Below are 24,320 nucleotides of genomic sequence, written 5' to 3'. Positions count from 1 at the left end.
ACAATGCTCGACGCTGTACTGCATTTCCTTTCCGGCGGCGTAGCCCAGGCCGGTTGGGTGACGATCCTCGTCTACTTGTTGGTGGTCACCCAGATCACCATCTTCACCGTCACCCTCTACCTGCACCGCTGCCAGACGCACCGCGGCATCGATCTGCATCCTGTCATTGCGAATTTCTTCCGTTTCTGGGGCTGGCTCACCACGGGCATGGTCACCAAGGAGTGGGTGGCTGTGCACCGCAAGCACCACGCCAAGGTGGAGACGGAAGAAGACCCGCATAGCCCGCAGATCTACGGCATCAAAAAGGTGTTCTGGGATGGCGTGTCGCTGTATCGCGATGCGAGCTACGTGAAGGAAGATCTGGAAAAGTACGGTCGCGGCACGCCGGACGACTGGATCGAGCGCAAGCTCTACACCGGTCATCCGTACTGGGGGCCGGCGCTGATGCTGATCATCGACTTCACGCTGTTCGGCGTTATCGGCGCGGCAGTATGGGCGGTGCAGATGGCCTGGATTCCGTTCTGGGCGGCCGGGTTCGTCAACGGCATCGGCCACTGGTGGGGCTACCGCAATTTTGAAAGCTCCGACACCGCTACCAACCTCATCCCGTGGGGTTTCTGGATCGGTGGCGAAGAACTGCACAACAACCATCACGCATTCCCGAGCTCGGCCAAGTTTGCGTTGCGCAAGTGGGAATTCGACATCGGCTGGGCCGCCATCTGCGTGCTGCGCAAGCTGGGCTTGGCCAAGGTGCTGCGCGTGGCGCCCACGCTGGACACGCGCCCCAACGTGCACCTGCCTGACGCGGAGACGTTAAAGGCGGTGCTTACCCACCGCTTCCAGGCGATGACCGACTACTACCGCAACGTCATCGTCCCGACCCTGCGCGATGAAGCGCAGCACGCTGGCGAGGGCATCAAGTCGATCCCGCGTCGCCTGCGTCGCGCTCTGGCCGATGGCGGTCGCTGGCTCGACGGTGAAAACCGCGAGCGCATGCAGGACGTGTTGGCGAAGCGCCCCATGCTCAAGACGGTGTGCGAGTTCCGCAACCGCCTGGCCGAGCTGATGGAGCAGCGTGGTGCCGATCAGGCGCTGAAGGGCCTGCAGCAGTGGATCGTTGAAGCCGAGCAGAGCGGCATTCGCGCACTGCAGGAATTTGCTCAGCGGTTGAAAGGGTACTCAGTGGCCGCTGGTTGATTTGGACGGCTAAACGCAACAAGAAAGCCCGCCTCGTTCAAGGCGGGCTTTTTTTATGGGGAGCATCACGGGGATGCGAGTGCTATTGATCGGCGCAACCGGTGTGTTCGGTGCGCGCATCGCCGCACGCCTGGCGCATGATGCGCGGTTCGAATTGATTATCGCGGGACGCACGCAAACAGCGCTGGAGCGCTTGCGGAACGATCTGGGCGATCCGTCTGTGCAGGTGGCGGTGATTGATGTCGAGGCGGTTGATTTGCAGGACATGCTGCGCAGTCATGCGCCCGAGCTGGTGATCCATGCTGCAGGCCCGTTTCAGTCACAGGACTACCGCGTAGCGAGAGCCTCCCTTGCTTGCGGCAGCGATTACGTGGACCTGGCCGACGGGCGCGAGTTTGTAGCAGGCATTCGCGTATTGGATGACGAGGCGCGCAAGGCGGGCTGTCTGCTGATTAGCGGTGCGTCGACGGTTCCGGCGCTAAGCAGCGCGGTGGTCGATCATTTGCGTGACAGATTTGCTGCCTTGGCCTCCATCGAACACGCCATCAGCCCCGGCAACCGCACACCGCGCGGCGACGCGACCGTAGCGGCGATACTCGGCTACTGCGGACGTCGCGTACCCGTTTGGCGAAACGGCAGGTGGCAGGCCGGATATGGCTGGCTTTCGACGAGGCGCAGCTGGTTCATGTCGGGGCCGCGCTGGGTCGGTTTGTGCGACGTACCTGATCTCGCGCTTTTTCCGGAGCGCTATCACGGCGTGCAGCAGGTGATGTTTCGCGCCGGCCTGGAATTGCGCCGGCTTCACTTCGGCGTATGGCTGCTGGCTTGGCTGGTGCGCCTGGGCGTTTTGAAAAACTTGGCGCGCCACGCGCGCCGGTTGCGTCGTATCAGCGAGTGGTTCCTGCATGCGGGCAGCGATGAGGGTGGCATGGTGGTGATGTTGCGGGGCCTCGATGCGAACGCGAAGCCATTGACGCTGCGCTGGTCATTGCATGCGGCAGCTGGTGACGGACCATATATCCCGGCCATGCCAGCCGTGGTGTTGGCGCGGAAGAAGGCGGACTGTCTGCTTAAAGACCGAGGCGCCATGCCATGCATGGGGCTGTTCAATCTGGACGAAGCGCTGGCTGCGCTCTCCGATTATCAGATCAGCACGAGACTGGAAACGCTCACGACATGAATCGTGAGCGTTGTTCTGGCGTGGGTACGAAACATTGCTCGCTGCGCCCGAACAGCCGATAGCGGTGACGGGCAACAATGCGGTAGGCGACATCTCGAATCGAATGGGGAACTGACAACATCATCGCGCTCAACCACCGCCAGCGCCGATAGGGCAATCCGCGCAACACCCGTGCGATGGCAGTGGCGTCGGTATAACCGTGGCCATCTTCAACCAGCAGCATCGAGAGTGGCGAGTCGGGATCGAGGCCATGTGCCTGCAACAGGTGCCTGCCATTCTCCGATTGCATCGAAGCAAATCGATAGCGACCTTCCGTATCGCGCTCCAGCAGAAAGCGCACCCAGCGGCTGCACAAAAGACAGACGCCGTCATACACAACCACAGGTGACGAGATGCTCTCAGTCATCGGTGCTGATCTCCAGCCAGCCACGGTAGGCAACCAGTCTGCCTATCCATGGCAATCGAGTATCGATGGTGAATGCGTAACGGCCGTTATGCTCACCGCTGTGCGAAAGCACGGTGCCCAGCCAACGGCGCGGCAAAGGCATGCCAAGCATGCGTGCGCCGTTCAAGTGCCAAGCTATGCCGTGGGCATCTGGACACAATGTGAAGCGAAGCGTCACTGGGCCAAGCTGTTCCAACAGATGTGTAGCGCTTGCATCGTGGCGCAGGGTGGATTGCATCCGGCCATGCGCAAAACGCCGTGTCCACGTTTCATGATTGCCTCGACGTTCGATGCACACTTCCAGGGTTTGTTCTGGACCAGGAGAGGGAAGTTTTAGAAGGCATCGCAAGGCGCGCACCACGGCGTTGCCATCACCCTCTACATCGGCCTTGCCGCGCGCCAGGATGCGAGGTGCTGAGCCGTGCATGGAGCGCACCGGTCCAGGCAAGTCATGCCAGGCATTTTTGAGCAGGGCCGGAAAAAGTGCGTCGCTTGTTTCCATGCCGCGATCATGCTGAAACGTTCTTTGCATGCGCAAGCGGGCAAAAGAAAACCCGCCTTGAGGACGGGTTTTCAATAGATCCTGGTTTTCACCGGAAGGATTCACCTGACGGTGGATCACTTGATCTTGCCTTCCTTGTAAATCACGTGCTTGCGCACGACCGGATCGTATTTCTTGAATTCAAATTTGTCCGGAGTGTTCTTCTTGTTCTTCTGCGTGGTGTAGAAGTGGCCGGTACCGGCCGAAGAGATCAAACGGATCTTGTCGCTCTTGCTCTTGGACATGACTTAAGCTCCTTAGATCTTTTCGCCACGGGCACGCAGGTCGGCGATCACGGCCTCGATGCCCTTCTTGTCGATGGTGCGCAGCGCCTGGTTGGAGACGCGCAGTTTTACCCAGCGGTTTTCGCTGGCAACCCAGAACCGGCGCTCATGCAGGTTGGGCAACCAGCGGCGGCGGGTCTTGTTGTTGGCGTGCGAGACGTTATTGCCGGTCTGCACACCCTTTCCGGTGACTTGGCATACACGGGCCATGATGACCTCCGTAGATTCTGTAAACCGCCCGTTGGCCAGGGCGACATCGGCCCAGCGGCGCTGTGCGCCACGCGATGCTGGAGGGTGTTGCGGGTCGCTTGGTCGTAAGGTCCGCATCGCGTTGCGGACATGCCCGGTAGGCCGGGTCGACAGGGGCGAGCCGTGCATTATCCCGTAAAAACAGGCGAGTGTGCAATCTGTCACCACTTTTGCGGCTTTCGCCGACATGGCGACAGACGGGGATGTATGGAACAATTCCCCTCCTTTGCGCCGCGCGCGCTTTGCCTTATTGAATCGAGGGATACCCATGGTAGATATCACCGCCAACGGCCAGGGTGCTGGTCAGGCCAATCAGCCGCAGCTCATGCTGCAGAAGATCTACGTCAAGGACGTGTCCTTCGAGGCGCCCAATGCGCCGCAGATTTTCCAGGAAATCGGTGAAATCACCGAGGCTCCCCAGGTGCAGCTCAACCTGTCGCAGCGCGCGACCGGCTTGGGCAGCGACCTGTATGAAGTGGTGCTCACCCTGACCCTTACCTGCACCATCAACGAGCGCACCGCCTATCTGGCGGAAGTGCAGCAGGCGGGCCTGTTCGGTATCGCGGGCTTCACCGAGGCCGACCAGGCCGGCATCATCGGCAGCTACTGCCCGAACCTGCTGTTCCCCTATGCCCGCCAGGTGATTTCCTCACTGGTGCAAGAAGGCGGCTTCCCGCCGTTCCTGCTGCAGCCGATCAATTTCGAGGCCCTGTACGCCGAACAGCAGCGCCGCATGGGCAGCGGTGGCGAAGCGCCGACGCTCAACAGCTGAAAGTCTAGCGAACAGGTCCTGACATGACCGACCAGCCGATCCTGGCTGTCCTCGGGGCTGGCTCCTGGGGCACCGCTCTGGCCACGTTGGCCGCGCGCAACGGCGTGCCCACTCGCCTGTGGGGACGCGATGCGGCGGCTTTGGCGTCGATGGCTGCCAACCATCGCAACCAGCGCTACCTCCCGGATCTGGAGTTGCCATCGGGGCTCGCTTTTGAGCCCGATCTGGCCAAGGCAGTGCGTGGCGCCACCGCGCTGTTGATCGTGGTGCCCAGTCATGCCTTTGCAGAAATGCTGAACGAGATCGCGCCGTTGCTCGATCCAGGCACCAGCATCGCCTGGGCCACCAAGGGCTTTGAACCGGGGACCGGGCGGTTCCTGCATGAACTGGTGGCCGAAAGGCTGCCGGGACGGGCGGCAGCCGTGCTCACCGGTCCTTCGTTTGCACGTGAGGTGGCCGCCGGCCAGCCCAGCGCGGTCACGGTGCATGCCGAGAACGAAGCCTTCGCACAACATCTCGCCAACTTGCTGCATGCGCCGAACTTCCGTGTCTATACCGGCAAGGACGTGCTGGGCGCGGAACTGGGTGGTGCGATGAAGAATGTGCTGGCGGTCGCTACCGGCGTAGCCGATGGCATGCAGCTCGGCCTGAATGCCCGCGCAGGTCTCATCACTCGCGGCATGAACGAAATGCTGCGCTTGGGCGTAGCTCTGGGCGCAAAGCCGGAAACGCTGATGGGCCTGTCCGGCCTGGGCGATCTGGTGCTGACTTGCACCGGGGATCTCTCGCGCAACCGGCGCCTCGGTCTGGCGCTGGGACAGGGCATCGGCATTCATGAGGCGGTGGCGCAGATCGGCCAAGTGGTCGAAAGCGTGGTCACGGCCAATGAAGTCGTGCGTCTGGCCGACAAGCACGGCCTGGATTTGCCGATCAGCAAAGGCGTGCGTGCCGTGCTGCACGGCGAAGTGACGCCGGTCGAAGGCATGAAGGCGCTGATGGCGCGCGAGCAAAAGCCGGAATACCCGCAAGGCTTGTTCGGAACGCATTGAGCTTTTTGTGATGCATACGCGTACCCGCGCGCACCCGAATCGCTGCTAAGCTCAAGGTTTTGATCGCCCCAGGGATCGCATGCGCATGCACCTACCGGACGAGAACCAGCACGGCGATCCTTCCGCCCATGAGGAGCGCGAGGAAAGCCTACCCGGCGTGTGGCGCAAGCTGCTCGGCAAACCTGCTGTTGCCGGAGCGCACGAGCATGTCGTGCTCGGTTTCTTCTTCGAGGTGATGCCGGAAGATGGCGCTCCTTTTGCGCGACTGGACTCAGCCCCGGTACTGCTGGCGCCTGGCGAGCACGGCCGTTTCACACGGCCGGCTCCGTTGGAAAGCAAGATGCTTTCCCATTCCATACTGACGCTGCACGAGCAACGGCTGGCCACCACCGTGCTCGGCCTGCCGCAGGCGTTGCGCAAGTCGCGCAGTTACGCGCGTCTGTCTGGCCATGTAGGCAACGCACTCTTGGCCGAGATGCTGGATACCGCGCCCTGCTTCCTCGGCGGCCTCGCCGGCCTGCGCTTGTCACGCGGTAGATCGCATCAACTGAACTGGCATTGGCAACTGGAACAGGACGGCAGCCAGCGCTTGTTGCCGGCGTTGCCGCATAGCCAGCGCCTGCTGCGCATTGACGGGTTGTGGTACCTGGATGCAGAGCGGGCCGAACTGGGCCATCTGGAAGCCGATCCGGAAGAAACACACTGGCTGGATCTGCCGCCGCTCAAGCACGAATACAGTCGTCTCTTGCGCGGCGCATTGCCGTCCAGCCGCCTGGCGCACCGCATCCCGCAGCCGCAGGTGTTCGACGAGCTGCGTCGTGCCGAACTCGCGCCCAAGCCGGTGCTGACCTTGCACGCACTGACGCGGCATGCACGTCTGGCCGCCGGCACACCGCCGTTGGCCTACGCACGCCTGGCCTTCGACTACGCCGGGGAGCGCCTGCCCGGACGCGGCGGTGAGCCACTGGTGCGCCGCGTGCGTAACGGCCAATTGGTGGAAATCACCCGCAAGCGCGCCGAAGAACTGTCCACGATGGAGCAATTGGAGCGCGCCGGCCTGACGCTGGGTGTGGATACCGAAGGTCTGCCCTGGGATCTGGCCGACACGCTGCCGGAGGACGCCTGGCTGTTCCCCGGCAAGGGCCACGCTGGCGCACTCGAAGTGAACACGCCGGCACGCTGGCTTGCGCTGCGTCCGAAACTCGAAGCGGAAGGTTTTCTGCTCGAGTACGCGCCAAGTTTTCCGTTCGAAGTGCTCGAAGGCCCGGTGCGTTGGTACGGCAACGCGGTGGAAGATGCCGACGACCATGCCTTCGATCTGGAAATCGGCATCGAAGTGGAAGGCAAGCGTCGCAATCTGTTGCCCGCCGTAGCACAGGCGCTAGCCGAGCATCAGCTCAATCTCAGCCCCGCGCCGAATGAGCCCGAGGATGCCGTGTGGTACGCGCCGGTCGATGAGCGCCGTCGTGTGCCGGTGCGCCTGAAAGAACTGCGCGGTCTGCTGGCGCCGCTCGCCGAATACCTCGAAAAGCCGAAGAAAAAACTGCATCTGCCGCGCGTTCAGGCCGGTCGCCTGGAGGAAATCGTTGAAGCGTTGCCGGCTGGCGGTGAGCTGCAGGCGCCGGAGCAATTGCGAGGGTTCACCGCGCGCCTGCGCGATGCGGCCGAACGTGCAAGCGATGCCATTCCCGAAGGCCTCACCGTTGAATTGCGCCCCTATCAACGCGAAGGTTTGCGCTGGTTGAACGCATTGGCCGAAGCCGGTGTCGGCGGCGTGCTGGCCGATGACATGGGCCTGGGCAAAACGCTGCAACTGATCACGCATTTGCTGGCGCTGAAAGAACGCGGCGCCTTGCAGCAGCCCGCGCTGATCGTGGTGCCCACCAGCCTGATTCCAAACTGGCTGGCGGAAATCGGGCGCTTCGCACCGTCCCTGCGCGCGCTGGCGCTGCATGGTCCGCAACGCAGCGGCGATTTTTCGCAAATCGCCGCCCAGGACATCATCCTCACCAGCTACGCCTTGCTGCCGCGCGACGTGGTGACGCTGCGCAAGCAGCCGTTCTCGCTGATCGTGTTCGACGAGGCGCAGCAGGTGAAGAATCCGCGCACGCAAGCACGCCGCGCCGCACTCACTTTGCGCGCGCCACGCTGCATCTGTCTCACCGGCACGCCGTTGGAAAATCATCTGGGCGAACTCTGGTCGCAGGTGGATCTCGCCGTACCGGGTCTGCTGGGCGACGAAGGTGCATTCCGCCGCCACTACCGCGTGCCGATCGAAAAGCAGCGCGACGAAGATTGTCAGGCGCGCCTCAACCGTCGGCTCGCACCGTTCATTCTGCGCCGGACGAAGGCACAGGTCGCGGCAGAACTGCCATCCAAAACCGAAATCACCCGCCGCGTGGTGCTCGACGGCCGCCAGCGCGAGCTGTACGAAAGCTTGCGCCTGTCGCTGGCCGATGAACTGCGTGAAGTGATTGCCCAGCGCGGCATCGCCCACAGCGGCATCGTGGTGCTCGATGCCTTGCTCAAGCTGCGTCAGGTTTGCTGCGATCCGCGCTTGGTCAAGCTGGAGGCCGCGCGCGGCGTGCGCGATTCCGCCAAGTTTGAATTGCTGATGGACATGCTGCCCGCATTGCTCGCCGAAGGCCGCAAAGTGCTGCTGTTCTCGCAGTTCACCGAGATGCTCAAGCTGATCGCGAATGATTTGGAGCGGCGCCGCATCCGCTACGTGATGCTTACAGGCGAAACGCGTGATCGCGCTGAGCCGGTGCAGCGCTTCCAGGAAGGCGATGTGCCCTTGTTTCTGCTCTCGCTAAAAGCTGGCGGCGTCGGTCTCAACCTCACCGCCGCTGATACGGTCATTCACTACGACCCGTGGTGGAACCCCGCGGCCGAGGCGCAGGCCAGCGATCGTGCGCATCGCATCGGGCAAGACAAGCCGGTGTTCGTGTTCCGCCTGATTACGTCGGGCACCGTGGAAGAGCGCATCGAAGAACTGAAAGCACGCAAGGCGGAGCTTGCCGAAGCAGTGCTGGAAGGTGGCGGTACGCGCGAGAAGCTGAGTTTCGATCAGGCTGATCTGGATGCACTGCTGGCGCCCGGCTAAGTAGCTAGGTAGGTTGGGGTGTAAACCCCAACATCGCGCTCCATGGATGCATGGCAATGTTGGGGTTTGCACCCCAAGCTACGGCTATTTCGCATCACTTCCTTGCGGTGTATCCAATGGCTTCGCTTGCACCCACTCCGGTTTGCCGACCACCACCGTGCCATGCACGTCGCTGAAATCAGTGTCTGCCTGGTCATGCAATTTGTTGGCGATGGCAAACGCACTTTGCGGAAAAGGTGAGAACCCGTGCAGATAAACAATGCCGCCACTGCGCGCGGCATCGTCGATCGACTGGATGGCATGATTGAAATGCTGGATCGCACGCGGCGCGGCAATGTGATCGGCGTACTTCTGGCGCAACTTCAAATAAACCGTGCGGGCCTGCCGGATCTCCTGCGGCGTGGCTTTGCTGCGAGCCGTGGCATAGGCCAGCTGGTATTGCGGCTTTTTGCGCTCCGCCGCGAGTGCCAGCCAGGCGAGGCCCAGCGGACGATTCTGCGGCACGTCCGGGGTATCGCCGTTGAAGTACATCAGGCCGAGCACGTACTGCGCGTCCTTGTTGGCCCAATAGGCGGATTCCTCCAGCATGTCCGCCATCTTTCTGTAATTCTCATGCCCGGAGGCGGAACGCGCTTCGCAGGCATAGTAATCGGCGGGCAGGATCGGCTCGAGCGCGGTGGGACAATAGATATCCTTGTCCGAGACGGGCGAATTCGAATTGTCCTGAGCGGGCTGGTATTGCGCAGCATCGGGCTTCGCGCCATTGATCGTGATACCCGGCGCCGAGGATTGCGCCGACGCGGCCGCAGTGAACAAGAGGCCTGCGGCGAGCGTGCTTAAAGCCAATAACGATGGTTTGAACATACCCCTACCTGAATCATTTTCCCCAAAGAGCCATAACGGCCCGGGGCGGTTTTCGATGACATCGTTGCGATCAGTCGCGGGCAGCCACTTCGTCGATATGTTTGAGCAGGTCGGCCGGATCGTCATAGACACGGAACGCACCGGAGCGTTGCAGCTCATCCTGGCCGTAGCCACCCGAAAGCAGCCCCACGCCTAAAGCTCGCGCACGCTGGGCCGCCAGCATGTCCCAGATACTGTCGCCAATCACCAGCGAGTGATGAATATCCACACCCAGCCGTTCGGCGGCAGCGATGAACAAGTCCGGATCGGGCTTGGCGTGGCGCACCATGTCGCGCGTGACCACCGGCACCTGGTTGGGATCGACGCCTAGCGCCGCGAGGTTGTGCGCGGCGGTACGCATGCGGCCGCTGGTGGCGATCGCCCAGGGAATCTTTTCCTTGGTGAGAAACTCAAGCAGCTCGCGTGCACCCGGCAGCGGCCGCACCGAGCCCTGGGTGTGATGGCGATTGAAGGCTTCCGCATGCCGCTGTTGCAGGCGCTCGATGCGTTCCGGCGTGATGTCCAGGCCGGTTTCGCGCAGCAGGATGTTGGTGAACAGGCCGCCACTCATGCCGATCTTGCGGTGAATGTTCCATACCGGCAGCACGACGCCTTCCTCATCCAGTGCTTCCTTCCAGGCCAGCACGTGCTGGTACACGCTGTCGATCAGGGTGCCGTCGAGGTCAAACAGAAATGCGGTATTCGAGCGGGGCATGGTGATCCTCATAACTGCCTGAGGCCGTCATTCCCGCGAAAGCGGAGGCGCTTTACAACGGCGAATGCCGGTCAATCCATCTTTGTTTCTGCATCAGATCACATTGGATTCCCGCTCTCGCGGGAATGACGAATGTGGGGGATTTACATATTTGGCAAGCTACGCCCCGATTCCAGCACAGCCAGCGCCGCCGCACCGAGCAAACCCGGTTCCGGATGCATGATGGCGATAGTCGGCACATGTTCCATCGTGTCGCGGAAGCGGCCCTTGGCTTCGAAGCGCTCGCGGAAGCCGCCGCGCTGCAGCCAGGGCATCAGAATTTTCAGCACGCCGCCGGTCAGGTACACGCCATCCCAGCCACCCAGGCTCAGCACCAGATCGCCGGCCACGCTGCCGAAAATGCCGGCCAGCGTTTCCACCGTGCGCACGCACAGCGGGTCGCTGCTGTCGGTGGCGCGCGCGGTGATGTCCTCGGGTGTGTATTCCTCGGCGGGCTGGCCGGCGATATCGGCCAGGGCAAGGTAGAGATTCACCAGGCCGTTGCCGCAGATCATGCGTTCATTCGAGACGCGGCCGAAGCGCGCGTTCAAGCGATGCAGAATCTCCACATCTTCGGCGGTATGCGCCGCAAAGCCGGAATGGCCGCCCTCGGTTTCCAGCACGATCCAGTGGCCGTGGCGGAGCAGCAGGCCGGCCACACCGAGGCCCGTGCCTGGACCCATCACGACAAACGTCTGCGTGGATTTGTGGTTGTGCTCCGGTGGCATCACCGTACCGACGGCTTGCAGCTCATCTCTTTTGAGCAGCGGAATCGACATGCCCTGCGCCGCGAAATCGTTCACCAACCGCACGCGCTCGAAGCCCAGTTCCGCCTCCAGGCCATGCGCAGACACCGCCCAGGGATTGTTGGTGATCTTCACCGTCTCGCCGTTGGCGATGCGGCCGGCAGCGGCGATGATCGACTGCGTGGCGGTATGGCCGGTGTCGGCGAAGTACTGGCGCATGGCATCGGCCAGCGTGTCGAAATCCTTCACGCGATAACGCCGCACGCTGTCCAGCAGCAGCGGCGAGGATGATGCGGCATCGGCAAGGGCGAAACGGACGTTGGTGCCGCCGAGATCGGCCAGCAGAGTGGGTGAGGTGATGGAGCGATCCATGGGGAATCCAGGGTAGCGAACCTGACAAGACTGCCCGTTGTCATCGGATTCGTCCAGCATCGCGAGCGGCTTCCTCTCCCCAAGCTTGTGAAAAAATTCACTATCGTCGCCCCGACGAAAGCCCGGGCCCAGCGTGTTGATTCGCAAGCGAAGTCACTGGGTCCCGGCGTGCGCCGGGACGACAGCTTTGAGTCTTTCTGCAGCTTCTCCGGCAGGCGTTGCTATGCCATCAACCTTGCTGCGCCGACAACGCACTCAGCAACGCCTGCCCATTTGGACTACCCAACCCCGTGCACGCATCCCACCCCGGGCCCGCCTGATACGTCCCGTTATTACCCTGCGTGATATCGCGGAACGCCGATTCATCGATCTGGTACAGCGCCGCATGCACGTCGCCCACCGGCTTGCCCAGTTGCTGGTTGATCCGCGCCAGCAAGGCTGCCCACAGCGGTGCCGCGGCGCTGGTGCCGCCGACAGCCTGCGTCTGGCCGCCGACCAGTATTTCGTAGCCGGTCAAGGGGTCGGCGTTAGCGGAAACGTCCGGCACGCCACGCCCGGTGCTGCCGCTGGGGGCGTTGGGTACCTTCGCGTTTTGCTGCCAAGTTGGCAGGGGATATTCGATGCTGACGCCGCCACCCGTTGCACCGTCATTGCTGGCGGTCTCGTTCCACACCACCTCGCTCTGGATGGTCTGGCCGTTGGCCGTCAGCGTGGTGCCGCCGCAGCCCAGTGCGTAAGGACTGGAAGAAGGAAAGTCGACATGCGGCTGGCCGTCGGTTGCACCATCGCTGGAGCCGTTGTCGCCCGCCGCGGTAACCACCGTCACGCCAAGCGCCGCCGCATCCTGCAAGGCCGTTTCCATGGCATCACGCGACTGGCTGCTCCAGCTGTCTTCGGGGCCGCCCCAGCTGATCGAAATTACCGACGGCTTGTTCGTCGTGTCGTGCGCGGCTTGCGAAATGGCTTCGTAAAAACCCTGATCCGTATTCGGCGCGAAATACATGGCGATGGTCGCGCCGGGTGCGAGCGCACCGGACACCTCGATATCCAGCGTCACTTCGATATCGGCATCGCCGCCGCCGGGCTGGTTCTGTCCGCCGGCCACTGAAACAGCCACGACATTCGGCGGCTTGCTGATCCCCAGGTTCGAAAAGTACTGGCTGAGATCGGTGCTGGTATAGCCGCCACCCAACTCGATGATGCCAATGGTCTGCCCCGTGCCATCCGTGCCGGCAGGAAAGTTGTACAGCTGCCCGAGCTGCAGCGGGGTGTAATACGTATTCGGCTGCGCATTCGGCACGCGGACATGCGGCCGCGCTACCGGCCGCCGATCCAAGCCCAGCACGGCGATGGCCGCGGGTGGCAGCGTAGGCGCATGGCCGCATCCCACGAATTGGCGATCGTCGATCTGGTATTTGCCTAGCGTCACCCCAAATGCCTGCTCCAACTGTGTCGGTGTGCCACGCAGGTGCAAGACGCGGCGATGTGCCTCACAGCCGGTTTCGGTAAGGCCATGCGTGTGCGCAAAACCACGCACATTTTCAATATCGGCAGGATTGGCACCGTAGTGATCGCCGAACTGTCCACGAGGAAAGCGCGGTGATTTGGGCCATTCGGCCGGCGTGGGTGCGGTATCTGAGCGGCGGCGCAATACAACAGTGACATCAAGCGGTTCGGTGCCCTCGTGCGGGCCCAGGTACTTCATGCCTTCGGGGGAGGTCCAGTGCGACGGACGCTTGGCATGCTGGATCATGACGCAGCTCCTAATGAGAGGGGACATGCGCCATCAAAGATGGCACACAACATGTGTCGAACTTGCGCATAAACAGTTCGGCGTTTAACTACGGTGCTTATTGTTGAACCGATGCATCTCACCCATTGAGCCATCAGGCTGCGGCGTTCTGTGCCAACGCCGTCACGATGCTGGCGCTAAACTAGGTGTAGTTTTTGCGCGAGACATCCCCATGAACTTCCCCGCCATCCGCATGCGTCGCATGCGCCGCGATGCTTTCTCACGCGCATTGATGCGCGAACACACGCTGCAGCCTTCCGACCTGATCATGGTGGCCTTCGTGATCGAAGGCGAAGGCAAGCGCGAGCCGGTGCCGTCGATGCCCGGTGTGGAACGGGTGTCGATCGACAGTTTGCTGGCAATGGCCGGCGAATGTGTGCGCCTGGGTATTCCCGCGCTGGCGCTGTTTCCCTCGCCGGACGCCTCCGCAAAAAGCGAAGACGCCGCCGAAGCATGGAGCCCACAAGGCTTGATGCAGCGTGCGACGCGCGCACTGAAGGCAAAACATCCCGAATTGGGCCTAATTGGCGATGTGGCGCTGGATCCGTATACCACGCACGGCCAGGACGGTCTGATCGACGAACACGGCTACGTGATGAACGAGCCCACTGTCAACGCGCTGATCAAGATGTCGCTGGCGCAGGCCGAAGCAGGCATGGATTTCGTCGCGCCCTCCGACATGATGGACGGCCGCATCGGCGCGATTCGCGAGGCGCTGGAAAATGCCGGCTACATCCACACGCGCATTCTCGCCTATTCCGCCAAGTACGCCTCGTCGTTCTATGGGCCGTTCCGCGATGCGGTCGGTTCTTCCGCCAATCTCGGCAAAGGCAACAAGCACACGTATCAGATGGATGTCGCCAACAGCAATGAAGCGCTGCGCGAAGTCGAGCTGGATATCGCCGAAGGCGCCGATGCGGTGATGGTGAAGCCGGGTTTGCCGTATCTCGACGTGCTGCGCCGTGTGAAGGATGCCTTTGGCATGCCAACCTTTGTGTACCAGGTGAGCGGCGAATACGCGATGTTGAAAGCCGCGGCGCAGAATGGCTGGTTGAACGAGCGCGCGGTGGTACTGGAAACACTGACGGCGTTCAAGCGTGCGGGGGCGGATGCGATTCTTACGTATTACGCGATCGATGCTGCGCGGTGGTTGCGCGAGTAACGATCACGCTACCGTAGGTTGTGGGTTGCACCCTGATGTATCCCCACGTTTTTCGTCATTCCGGAAAGAACCGAAGTTCGCGTTAATACCGTTTCAGAGCGAGTCGTCATTCCGGCGAAGGCCGGAATCCATGCTTCGTATTCGCGATGGATTCCGGCCTTCGCCGGAATGACGTTGAGGCAAGACTGGCTTTTTTCTCCGCGAACGACGCTTCGCAGGTCAAAAAATATAAAGATTGCACCCAAGCCTACGCAATCACGCGTACTGTGCAACTCCATTTCCAAACGACCAATTTTCCTTGGCCGTTTCCAATAAATTGATAAATACATCCTCCGGCCGTAAGCCGGGATCGGCCGTCAGCTTCTCCACCACACTCCGATAAAACCCCTGCTTCTGCTCCACCGTGCGCGTGTTGTTGCATGCAATCTGCACGATGACCAGATCGTCGGTGCGCGCGATACCAAGATAATTCGGGTCGTAATCGAACTCATCGGCATCATGCTGGCTGACCAGGATGAAGCGATCGTTTTCCGGTACGTTGAAGCTTTCGCGCATGGCAGCATAGATGCCGTTGCGTAGTGCGGCGATATACGCAGGCGACTTGCCGCGGCGTAGAGCGATGCGAACGAGAGGCATGGGATGCTCCTTGATGGCTTAGTGTTTTGAGGAAGGTTGCGACACGTGGCCGACTCGATAAACGTCTACAGCGTCGCTGGAAGCATGGATGGCGTCGCGCCACAGACGAAAGCGCATCATCGTCCAGCCGGTGGGGTCGAAGGCGCTGACCGCGGCAAGTGCGCCGCCAGCGACATCGGCGCGAACGCTCGCCAGCTCTGCATCGCGCAAGGCACCCAGCGCCATAGGCTCGGTGATTGACGCGGTTTCGCAGGTTGCATAAGTGGCGATGGAAAGATCAGGTGCCGTTTCCGCATGCCACACCGACCACGTGCGCACCACTGGCCGTCCAAACGAGTCGATAACGGCACCAAAGCCTGCGCCGCCGAGAAAGGCGTTCATGCCTTCCGTGTCATGCCACAGATAAAACGGCGCGTAACGGTTCTCCCGGCCTGTGGCGTAGGGCTCGTTGCGGTCGGCATAGAGATAGGCCTTGAACGCAAGTTGCGGAAAGTCGTCGGTGAGATGCCCGCGATCGGCGATGCGCTTGCGGATGATCGTCATGTCGTAATCGGCGGGCAGGGTGATGCGGTACTGCATGGTGATCACGGCGATCTCCTTGGCAGGCTTGACGAGCATCAGACTACTGGCTCAGGATAATCCTTAAAATCGGGAATTTATGAACTAATAATCCTGAAAAACTGGATGATTCCATGAACCGCCTTCACCTCGATCTGGACGTCATGCGCAGCTTCGTCACGGGCATCGAGCTGGGCAGTTTTGCCAAGGCCGCCGATCGCCTAAGCCGTTCCACTTCCGCCGTCAGCGCGCAACTGAAAAAGCTGGAGGACCAGGCTGGCACGCCACTGTTGCGCAAAGCCGGGCGCGGCATGGTGCTGACCGAGGCGGGCGAGGTGATGCTCGGGTATGCGCGTCGACTGTTGGAACTGAACGATGAAGCGGTCAGCGCCGTGCGCGGTGTGCAACTGGAAGGACGCGTGCGACTGGGCATGCAGGAAGATTTTGGCGAAAACGTGCTGCCCGAAGTGCTGGGACGCTTCAAGCGCGCGCACCCCAGGTTGCGTGTGGAAGTGCACATCGCACGCAATACCGTGTTGCTGCAGTCACTGGAGGCCGGCCGTCTCGATCTTGCACTGGCCTGGGAAACGGATACGCGCACGCCACACAGGCAGCATATTCAAACCTTGCCGATGCGCTGGATCGGCGTAGCTGCCGAGCAGCTTCCCTATGAGCCTGGCGAACCGATTCCGCTGGTGATGCTGGATGCGCCGTGCCTGATGCGCACGGCGGCTATCGATGCATTGGACCGCGCAGGTCTCGCTTGGCGCATTGCTTTCACCAGCGCGAGCCTGGCCGGAACCTGGGCGGCGGTGAAAGCGGGATTGGGTATCAGCGTGCGCACGCCGCTTGGTGTGCCTGCCGATCTGCGCACGATGGAGGCGAAAGAAGCCGCTTTGCCGGCATTGCCGCAGCTTGGACTGGCGCTTTATCGCAGCGAAGCGGAATCGACACCCGCGGTGATGCGATTGGCCGAGCTTATCCTGCAGCGACTGGCTACTACGTAGGTTGGGGTGCAAACCCCAACATCGAGAAACATGAGCATGCCGGATGTTGGGGTTTGCACCCCAACCTACATCAATGATCGGACTTCGGCGGCGTCAGCTTGATCTCATAGATCGACGGCCAGCGCTTGCCGGTGACAAACAGCCGATCCTGCTTCTCGTCGTAGGCAATACCGTTGAGCACATCGTTGCTGGGATCGGCCAAGGCACTCGGATCAGGAGCGAGCCCGGTGAGGTTGATCACGCCAACCACCTTGCCGCTATTCGGATCGATCTGCACGATGTTCTGGGTCAGCCACACATTCGCGTAGATTTTCCCTTTCACCCATTCCAGCTCGTTGAGATTGACCAGCGGGCGGCCCAATGCCGTCACGTCGATCTTGCCGACCTGCTTGAGCGTTTCCGGATCGAGCACGCGGATCGTTGCGGTGCCGTCGCTCATGTAGATGCGATGTCCGTCCGTCGTGAGCGCCCAACCCTCGCCGGGATAACTGAACTGGCCGATCTTCTTGAAGCTCTTCAAGTCGTAGATATAACCGCGCTGCGATTGCCAGGTGAGCTGAATCAGGCGGTTCTTGAACGCCACGATGCCTTCGCCGTAATCGGGTGGCGACAGCTCCACTTGCTGCAGCACTTTGCCGGTGTTGAGGTCCAGCTTGTGGATGAACGATTCGCCCGTCGTGCCGGTGCTCTCGTAGAGATAGCCGTCGAGATAGAACAAGCCTTCCGTATACGCCTTGGTGCTATGCGGATAGGTGTGCAGCACTTGGTAGCCGTAGATGGGAATGCTGTTTTGCGCATAAACGGACGACGCCAGCATCAGCGCGAGAAGGACGAGCAAGCGAGTGATCGGTTTCATGGGGCCGGATGATCGCATGCGAGATATGAGGGCGTCAGCCGCGTACTCCCCATCCATGGACCAGTGCGTGAAATAATGTTTCGCAGGAACTTGCAGGCGGAGGACGCGTGAGCAGCCAACACTTTCTGGAAACGGCGGTCATCTTCTTGCTCGCTACGGTGATTGCGGTACCGATCACAAAGCGTTTTCGCCTGGGTGCCGTGCTTGGTTATCTGCTCGCGGGCGTCGTGATCGGCCCAGCGGAGCTGCATCTGGTTGCCGAGCCCAGTCGTGCCAGCGATATCGCCGAGTTCGGCGTGGTACTGATGTTGTTCGTGATCGGCCTGGAGCTGTCGCCACGGCGCCTGTGGGTGATGCGCCATGCCGTATTCGGTACCGGATTGCTGCAAGTGCTGGTGTGCGGTTTGGCCGTGGGGAGCATCGCTTACGCTTTCGGCCTCGCGCCGAACGCGGCGGCGATCGTCGGCGGCAGCCTGGCGCTGTCGTCCACCGCGTTCGGCTTGCAGATTCTCGCTGAGCGCAAGGAAGCGTCGACGGCCTATGGCCGGCAATCCTTCGCCATTCTGCTGTTCCAGGATCTGGCGGCGATTCCGTTGATTGCGGCCGTACCGCTGCTGGCTTCAACGTCATCGCATCATGGCGTCGATCCGATGGCGGTGGCGCGTACGGCTGCGGTGATCGTGGCGGTGGTGATCGGCGGCCGCTATCTGCTGCGCCCCGTGTTCCGCTTCGTGGCGCGCGCCAAATCGACCGAGGTATCCACCGCGACGGCGTTGCTGGTGGTGCTGGGCACGGCCTTATTGATGGAAAACCTCAACGTCTCGGTAACGCTCGGCGCGTTCCTTGCTGGTGTATTGCTGGCCGACTCGGAATACCGCCACGAGCTGGAATCCAACCTCGAGCCGTTCAAGGGCCTGTTGCTGGGTCTGTTCTTCATCAGCGTCGGCATGTCGATGCAGATCAATCTGCTGCTGCAAATGCCGCTGATCGTGCTGGGCCTTACCTTCGGCCTCTTGCTGGTGAAAGGCGTGTTGCTGTGGCCGCTTGGCCGTGTGCTTGGCGGCCTCAACCGCGTGGATGCCTTGCGGCTCGCGGTACTGTTGGCTAGCGGTGGCGAATTTGCTTTCGTGGTGCTGCGTCAGGCGATGGAGCGGCATTTGATCGCCGACCAGCAAGGCGCTGTGCTCGTACTCGCTATCACTCTCTCGATGGGCTTGACGCCACTGCTGGTGGCGGCCACCGCCAAACTGATCGGCGCCAAGAAAAAACAGGCACCGCAGCGGCCCTTCGACACCATCACCGTGGATCATCCGCGCGTGATCATCGCCGGCTACGGCCGCATGGGCCAGATCGTCGCGCGCATCTTGCGCACGCGGAAAATTCCCTTCGTGGCGCTGGACCAATCGGTGGAACAGCTCGACTTGGCCAATCGCTTCGGCACCAGCGGGGATATTTTCTATGGCGATCCCGCACGCCCCGAACTATTGCGCGCAGCGCAGGCTGACAAGGCCGAGGTGTTCGTGCTTGCCACGGATGAAGCGGAATCGGCCCTGCGCGTGGCACGCGTGGTACGCCGCCAGTATCCGCATTTGAAGATCATCGCCCGTGCACGCAATCGCCAGCACGTATGGCGTTTGATGGATTTGGGGATAGAAGAACCGGTACGCGAAACGTTTTTCTCCAGCTTGAAGATGAGCCGCAAAACGCTCGAGGCGCTGGGTTTGAGCGCCGAGGAAGCGACGGAAGAGATCGAGCGCTTCCGCCGCAAGGATGCCGAGCTGCTCAAGGCGCAGTATCTGGTCTACGACGACGAAGCCAAGCTGGTGCAGACCACGCGCGAGGCGTTGGAAGACCTGGACCGGCTGTTCGAAGCGGATGCGCAGACCCCGGCACCGCCAGAAAAAGGGCCGGATGCCGATACGCCACTGCTGGCAGGCAACGAGGAGCGGGGAACGGGAGGCGCGTGAATCGCGCGCACCTGTCCGCCATTTCATAGCAAGAAAATACGGTAAGTTTCCCGTAAGCGCACGGCACGCATGCTTGCCGGATGTGAAATCATGACGAGTGCTCGCTGCTTCTCCGCATGTCGATACCTTTCCGTCCGCTCGTCATCCGCTTCGGCCGCCTCGGCGATACGCTGTTGCTGCAACCGTTGTTGCGCCGTCTGCATGCCCGCTATGGCCAACCCTGCACGCTGTTGGCGGCCGGTGGTTATGCGATCGATCTCTATCGCGAGCAGCCTGATGTCGCGGAAGTGATCGCCCTGCGATCCCATCATCGGCCGCTGCCACTGAGCCCCGAACAATGGCGTGCGATCGCTGCGCTGCGGCGCATGCGGCATGTGCCGGTTTACGTATGCGAACCCCAACCGCGCTCCTTGGAGCGCATTGATTCGCTGTTGAAGCTGGCAGGCATTCCCCGTAGCCATTGCGTATTTCTCAACGATATTCCGCTGACACCCGGTGGCCACTGGATCGAGCATCTGCTGGAACTCGCTGATGCCACGCCGACCGCGTTTGCCGATCGTTTTGCGAATGTGGCGTGTGCCACCAGTGTCGTGCCCGAGTTCGTCGTCAGTGCATCCGAACGTGCCGAATGCGATCGGTGGCTGGCAGCGCGTGGCCTCGCCGGCCGTCCGCTCGTGCTGCTGCAGCCTGCCAACAAGCGCACCCTCCGTTGGAGCGGTGTGCGCAAGGCGAGTGACGATGACAAGTCGTGGCCGATTGAAAACTGGGCAGGCGTCGTTGCGGCCATTCGCATCCAACTGCCGCAGGCGCGCGTGCTCCTGTGCGGATCATCCGCGGAATACGGCTACCTGGAAAACATTCGCAAAGCGATGGCACAGCCCGATGTGGAGGTCGTCGCCAAAGAACTGCCGTTGCCGCGCATGCGTGCCCTGCTGGCGGTGGCACACAGCATGATTTCCGTCGATACCGGGCCTGCGCATCTTGCGGCGGCGATGGGATGTCCGCTGGTGGTGATGTTTGGTTCCGTATCGCCCGGGCATTGGCGGCCGCGCAGCCGTGTGCCGGAAGCGGTGCAGGTGTTAGGTGGCCCACCGGTGAGTACGCGTGTCGATGCGATCACGCCGGTGCAGGTCATTGATGCGTGGCTAGCGTTGCAGTTGCGTGCAGAGAAGGCTGCGGCGCAAGTGTTGGAACCTACTTCATTGCGATGAGTATGGCGATGTTGGGGTTTGCACCCCAACCTACGTCAGCATCGGTAGGTTGGGGTGCAAACCCCAACATCGCCATACTCATGATTCAATCCGGCTGCGCCGGCTGCCGCAGCGTTTGCCGCACGCTGGGAATCACGCTATGACGCGCAGCCAGCTCATGCGCAATATCGATCAGGCCCAGATGCCTTGCCACGTCCGCGGCGGTGCGGCCAAAAGCGTCCGCAGCATTGCGATCTGCGCCGCGCGCGAGCAGCAAGCGCGCGGGCGGCAGCAAGGCGTGCATGGCGCAAGCATGCAGGGCCGTGACACCGCGCTGATCGGCGTGCTCGATGCGCGCACCAGCGTCGAGCAATACCGGCAAGAGTGCGCCGATATGCGTGGCATCGCACTCGCTGCCGGGACGCAGATGCGCACCGAGCAGCAACAGCAATGCCGTCTTGCCTTCGCCGTCGGCCAGATTCGGATCGGCCTTGCGCTTCAACAACACGTCGAACAGGCGGCGTGCGCGCAAACTGTCGTTCTGCTCGAAACCAAACTGCGAGGCAGCGTGTAGCGCGCTGTGTCCACGTGCGTCGACTGCATTGGCATCGGCGCCGGCATCGAGCAATCGTTCGGCGATGTCGGGATAACCCTGTACGGCAGCGATCATCAGTGCCGTGGCATCGTTCGGCAGACGCTGATCCACCACGGCGCCGCGTTCGAGCAGCAGCGCTACCAGCGCTTCGCGCCGCGCTGCGACGGCTGCAGCGAGCGGCGTCATACCGTTGCTGGCGCTGGCGGCAATGTCTGCACCTGCCTCGATCAGCGCCGCGGCGACGTTGCGGTGGCCAGCACCGCAAGCGTGCAGCAGCGGTGTGGCGCCCTGCGCATCGTGGGCATCCACGGGGAAACCCAGTTCCAACAGGCGGCGTACCGCCGTATCGGCCCCCTGCTTGGCGGCCTGGATCAAATCATCGTCTCGCAGTGGGCGATGTGGACGCTGCCAGCCGTTCCAGTCGAGCCAGCGCTCCAGCTCCGGATGTTCCAATGCGAGGCCGAGCGGCGTTTCACCGTTTGCATCCATCGCTTCGGCATCGGCGCCATGGGCGACCAGTGCACGAACCAGCGGCAGTGCATCGGCGCCATGTTCCAGTGCGGCGAACAGCGGCGTGCGGCCATTGGTGTCGCGATGGTTCGGATCGCAGCCGCGCGCGAGCAGTGCCTGCAGCACGTTGAGCTGGCCATTGGCCGTGGCCAGATGCAGCGGCGTGCGTTCGCGCTCGTCTGTGCCAAACGGATCGGCACCGCGTTCGAGCAGGGCGAGTGCCAACGTGGAAGAGGGCTGCTGCAAGCGGCTCAGCACCTGCGCGAGCAAGCCTGCGCCGGCTGGGCTTGCGCCCGCATCGAGCAGATCTTCGATCGCTTCGGCACTTTCCGGCAGCCGTGCGATCGAGGCATCGAACAGACGCTGGCCGAGCGGTGGCAGCGTGGGATGCTCGCTGTCGAGCTCATCAATCAGTTGAGGTTGCAAGCGGGCCTCCGCCGGCAATCCATGGTCGAGCAGCCAGCGCCGCGCGGTGCGCAAGCCAGGTTCGGTCAGTTCCAGAAATAACGGAGCAAGCTGCTCCTGCGGCCAGTCGCGTATCCGTGCGGCAAAGCTGGATACGATCGCCCAGTGCCCGAAACGCAAAGCGTCAAGCAGATGTGCAGGTGTGTCTGCGCCTTCAGAAATGGCTGCCAGATCGAGGCTGGCGGGCAGCGGCGTATCCGGATCAAGCAGCGCGACCAGGTCCCAGCGCCCGCTGGCGGCGGCGTGGTCAAGCGCACTGCGGCCATCGCTGCCCGGGGCCTTGGGGTCCGCGCCAAGCGCAAGCAAGGCACGCACCGTTTCCACCTGTGCATGCGGCGACTGGCAGGCGAGCGTGAGTGCGTCGCGACCATGTTTGTCGCGGGCATTGGCATCCGCTTGTGCATCGGCGAGCAGTTCCATCACGCCCGCGGCGCCTGCGCGTGCGGCTTCCATCAAGGCGGTGCTGCCGTGGTGATCGGCCAGGTTGACGTCGGCACCGGCAGCACATAGTGCGCGTGCAATCTGCTGATGCCCTTCGGCGGCAGCCATCATCAGCGCGCTGCGCTGGCGCGCGTCCACCGCATTCACCGTGGCGCGGTGTTTCAGCAGCATTTTCACGCCGGTGACGTCGTCATCGGCAATGCCGGCCGCGGCGACCAGTGCCGGCTCGCCGTTGGCCAGTGCGGTCTTGGCACCGCGTTCGAGCAGGAAGCGCACCAGCGGCCAGTTGGCAGCGCGACAGGCGATCGAGAGTGGCGTTTCGCCATGCTTGTTGAGTGCATCGATGGCGGCGCCGGCATCCAGCAGCATGGCTGCCACGTTGGGTTCGCCGCTGAGCACGGCGCCGTGCAATGACGTGTTGCCATCGGCATCCGTGGCCAGCGGGTTGGCGCCATTGGTAAGCAATGTCATCACGGCTTCGGCGCGGCCATGCCAGCTGTCGCGTGTCGCGGCGAGCAAGGGCGTAAGACCGCCGCTGGCGCGATTCACGTCGGCACCCTTGGCAATCAAGGCGCGCAGCAGGCGGGTATCCGGCAGCAGCGCGGCCAGCATCAATACCGGGCGTTGGTCGCGATCGCCGGCATCAGGCGTGGTATTTGGATCCGCGCCGGCTTCCACCAATGCGAGCGCACGTGCCGCATCACCGCTGCGTGCGGCGGCAAGCACGGCTTGCGCCTGTTCGGGTGTGCCGGCGGTGCGCTCCTGTTCGCTCAACGGTGCTGGAGCGAGGATGGGTTCCACCTTCTCCCCGCTGCTCCGTTCTTGCCGGCGTGGCCGACGGCTTTCGCAGAGCATCACGCGCAATGTGCGGTTGGCGATGACCAGGCAGCCAAGCGGCACCAGCAGCACCGCATACAGCACCAGCGCGGCCGTACGCATTTCCGATGGCAGCACGCCGTAAAGACCGCTCAATGCAATCGCGGCGAATGCGAGGATCAACAACGCGAGTGCGCTAGGCAAAAAATGGCTGAAAAATTGCTCTTCGCGCGAAAGATGCCGGCCGAAAGCCACGCTGCGCGCGGTGGCGGTGAACAGCCAGGAGCCTTCGCCCTGGCCGTGCGCAGGGTAGGCGTCATCCCACACATAAACCAATGCAAAAGCCGGCCACAGGCGCCATAGCGCCACCAACGCCACCACCAAGGCCGCCGCCAGCATCAGGCTGCCGCCCAGGGTGGGATACTGTGTAAGCCTCAGCATCGGCCACGCCACCAGCAGAAACACCAGCGCGACGTAGCAGGTGAACATGGTCAGATGGGCCGCACCCCGGCGCATCACGGTACGCAGGAAATCCGGTTCCGGATCGAAACCGATCGCGTGGCACACCGCCGCCATGGTCAGCGTATTGGCCAGCAGCAGAGGAATCAGCGTAATCGGATGCGCACCCAGTGCGGCGATGCCTGCGCACAGCCACCCAGGCAGAAACCAGACGAGCGAGATGAACAACGAGGAGGGGCGGCGCGGTTTATTTGTAGGCATGCGGGGG

General features: G+C 62.3%; 21 protein-coding genes. 9 read left to right on the top strand and 12 right to left on the bottom strand.

Going from position 1 to position 24,320, the window contains the following annotated elements; translation table 11 throughout:
* Positions 1-3 precede the first annotated feature (3 nt).
* Together IEX75_RS21525 and IEX75_RS21520 are read left to right on the top strand one after the other, a co-directional pair.
* Positions 4-1,197 (top strand): DesA family fatty acid desaturase, encoded by a 1,194-nt coding sequence (locus IEX75_RS21525; RefSeq protein ID WP_188797628.1) that lies wholly within the window; start codon positions 4-6, stop codon positions 1,195-1,197.
* Between the two features lie 73 nt (positions 1,198-1,270).
* Complete coding sequence (locus IEX75_RS21520) at positions 1,271-2,377, top strand: saccharopine dehydrogenase family protein (protein WP_188797626.1); 1,107 nt, start codon at positions 1,271-1,273, stop codon at positions 2,375-2,377.
* On the opposite strand, the gene IEX75_RS21515 is transcribed toward IEX75_RS21520, so the two are convergent.
* From IEX75_RS21515 to rpmB, 4 genes are all read right to left on the bottom strand, one after another.
* The gene (locus IEX75_RS21515; RefSeq protein WP_188797624.1) at positions 2,367-2,783 is read right to left on the bottom strand and encodes a thiol-disulfide oxidoreductase DCC family protein; all 417 of its coding nucleotides are present in this window, start codon (positions 2,781-2,783) and stop codon (positions 2,367-2,369) included. The two genes, IEX75_RS21520 and IEX75_RS21515, sit on opposite strands and share 11 nt — an antisense overlap.
* Complete coding sequence (locus tag IEX75_RS21510; protein WP_188797622.1) at positions 2,776-3,324, bottom strand: DUF4166 domain-containing protein; 549 nt, start codon at positions 3,322-3,324, stop codon at positions 2,776-2,778. The genes IEX75_RS21515 and IEX75_RS21510 overlap by 8 nt, the downstream gene beginning before the upstream one ends.
* 116 nt (positions 3,325-3,440) lie before the next feature.
* Positions 3,441-3,608, bottom strand: a complete 168-nt coding sequence (gene rpmG, locus IEX75_RS21505) for a 50S ribosomal protein L33 (protein ID WP_026635435.1) — start codon at positions 3,606-3,608, stop codon at positions 3,441-3,443.
* A gap of 12 nt (positions 3,609-3,620) precedes the next feature.
* Positions 3,621-3,857, bottom strand: coding sequence for a 50S ribosomal protein L28 (rpmB, locus tag IEX75_RS21500; RefSeq protein ID WP_026635436.1), 237 nt, complete (start codon positions 3,855-3,857; stop codon positions 3,621-3,623).
* A 307-nt stretch (positions 3,858-4,164) separates the two neighbouring features.
* Here rpmB and secB point away from each other — a divergent pair, with 307 nt between their 5' ends.
* The 3 genes from secB (at position 4,165) to IEX75_RS21485 (ending at position 8,823) form a co-directional block, all read left to right on the top strand.
* A complete protein-coding gene (secB, locus tag IEX75_RS21495) occupies positions 4,165-4,668 on the top strand; it encodes a protein-export chaperone SecB (protein ID WP_188797620.1) in 504 nt (167 codons plus the stop codon).
* A gap of 23 nt (positions 4,669-4,691) precedes the next feature.
* Positions 4,692-5,717 (top strand): NAD(P)H-dependent glycerol-3-phosphate dehydrogenase, encoded by a 1,026-nt coding sequence (locus tag IEX75_RS21490; RefSeq protein ID WP_188797618.1) that lies wholly within the window; start codon positions 4,692-4,694, stop codon positions 5,715-5,717.
* Between the two features lie 85 nt (positions 5,718-5,802).
* A complete protein-coding gene (locus IEX75_RS21485; RefSeq protein WP_188797616.1) occupies positions 5,803-8,823 on the top strand; it encodes a DEAD/DEAH box helicase in 3,021 nt (1,006 codons plus the stop codon).
* An 84-nt stretch (positions 8,824-8,907) separates the two neighbouring features.
* Here IEX75_RS21485 and IEX75_RS21480 read toward each other — a convergent pair whose 3' ends face one another.
* The 4 genes from IEX75_RS21480 to IEX75_RS21465 all read right to left on the bottom strand — a co-directional run bounded on the left by IEX75_RS21480 (position 8,908) and on the right by IEX75_RS21465 (position 13,351).
* Entirely contained in the window at positions 8,908-9,687 is a 780-nt protein-coding gene (locus IEX75_RS21480; protein ID WP_188797614.1) for an SEL1-like repeat protein, read from the bottom strand.
* 70 nt (positions 9,688-9,757) lie between these two features.
* Positions 9,758-10,441: an HAD family hydrolase gene (locus tag IEX75_RS21475; RefSeq protein ID WP_188797611.1), complete on the bottom strand. Its 684-nt coding sequence runs from the start codon at positions 10,439-10,441 to the stop codon at positions 9,758-9,760.
* Between the two features lie 143 nt (positions 10,442-10,584).
* Positions 10,585-11,598, bottom strand: coding sequence for a glucokinase (gene glk / locus IEX75_RS21470; RefSeq protein WP_188797609.1), 1,014 nt, complete (start codon positions 11,596-11,598; stop codon positions 10,585-10,587).
* Between the two features lie 229 nt (positions 11,599-11,827).
* Positions 11,828-13,351, bottom strand: a complete 1,524-nt coding sequence (locus tag IEX75_RS21465) for a S53 family peptidase (RefSeq protein ID WP_188797607.1) — start codon at positions 13,349-13,351, stop codon at positions 11,828-11,830.
* Between the two features lie 211 nt (positions 13,352-13,562).
* Here IEX75_RS21465 and hemB point away from each other — a divergent pair, with 211 nt between their 5' ends.
* Positions 13,563-14,552 (top strand): porphobilinogen synthase, encoded by a 990-nt coding sequence (hemB, locus tag IEX75_RS21460; RefSeq protein ID WP_188797605.1) that lies wholly within the window; start codon positions 13,563-13,565, stop codon positions 14,550-14,552.
* Between the two features lie 255 nt (positions 14,553-14,807).
* Here the strand turns inward: hemB and IEX75_RS21455 are convergent, their stop codons facing one another.
* Together IEX75_RS21455 and IEX75_RS21450 are read right to left on the bottom strand one after the other, a co-directional pair.
* Positions 14,808-15,188, bottom strand: a complete 381-nt coding sequence (locus IEX75_RS21455; protein WP_188797603.1) for a tautomerase family protein — start codon at positions 15,186-15,188, stop codon at positions 14,808-14,810.
* 18 nt (positions 15,189-15,206) lie between these two features.
* Positions 15,207-15,806, bottom strand: a complete 600-nt coding sequence (locus tag IEX75_RS21450) for a DUF4865 family protein (protein WP_229721012.1) — start codon at positions 15,804-15,806, stop codon at positions 15,207-15,209.
* A gap of 74 nt (positions 15,807-15,880) precedes the next feature.
* Here IEX75_RS21450 and IEX75_RS21445 point away from each other — a divergent pair, with 74 nt between their 5' ends.
* Positions 15,881-16,753 (top strand): LysR substrate-binding domain-containing protein, encoded by an 873-nt coding sequence (locus IEX75_RS21445; protein WP_188797601.1) that lies wholly within the window; start codon positions 15,881-15,883, stop codon positions 16,751-16,753.
* Between the two features lie 70 nt (positions 16,754-16,823).
* Here IEX75_RS21445 and IEX75_RS21440 read toward each other — a convergent pair whose 3' ends face one another.
* Positions 16,824-17,609, bottom strand: coding sequence for a glutaminyl-peptide cyclotransferase (locus IEX75_RS21440; RefSeq protein WP_188797599.1), 786 nt, complete (start codon positions 17,607-17,609; stop codon positions 16,824-16,826).
* Between the two features lie 107 nt (positions 17,610-17,716).
* Between IEX75_RS21440 and IEX75_RS21435 the strand changes: the two genes are divergently transcribed.
* Together IEX75_RS21435 and IEX75_RS21430 are read left to right on the top strand one after the other, a co-directional pair.
* Complete coding sequence (locus tag IEX75_RS21435; RefSeq protein WP_188797597.1) at positions 17,717-19,576, top strand: monovalent cation:proton antiporter-2 (CPA2) family protein; 1,860 nt, start codon at positions 17,717-17,719, stop codon at positions 19,574-19,576.
* Positions 19,577-19,692: 116 nt separating this feature from the next.
* Positions 19,693-20,787, top strand: a complete 1,095-nt coding sequence (locus tag IEX75_RS21430) for a glycosyltransferase family 9 protein (protein WP_188797595.1) — start codon at positions 19,693-19,695, stop codon at positions 20,785-20,787.
* Positions 20,788-20,872: 85 nt separating this feature from the next.
* Here IEX75_RS21430 and IEX75_RS21425 read toward each other — a convergent pair whose 3' ends face one another.
* Positions 20,873-24,313 (bottom strand): ankyrin repeat domain-containing protein, encoded by a 3,441-nt coding sequence (locus IEX75_RS21425; RefSeq protein WP_188797593.1) that lies wholly within the window; start codon positions 24,311-24,313, stop codon positions 20,873-20,875.
* Positions 24,314-24,320 lie beyond the last annotated feature (7 nt).

Source organism: Dyella nitratireducens, from assembly GCF_014642835.1.
GTDB classification, from domain to species: Bacteria; Pseudomonadota; Gammaproteobacteria; order Xanthomonadales; family Rhodanobacteraceae; genus Dyella_B; species Dyella_B nitratireducens.
Note: the sequence above shows the minus strand (reverse complement) of the source record. Positions and strands in the feature narration are given on the sequence as shown.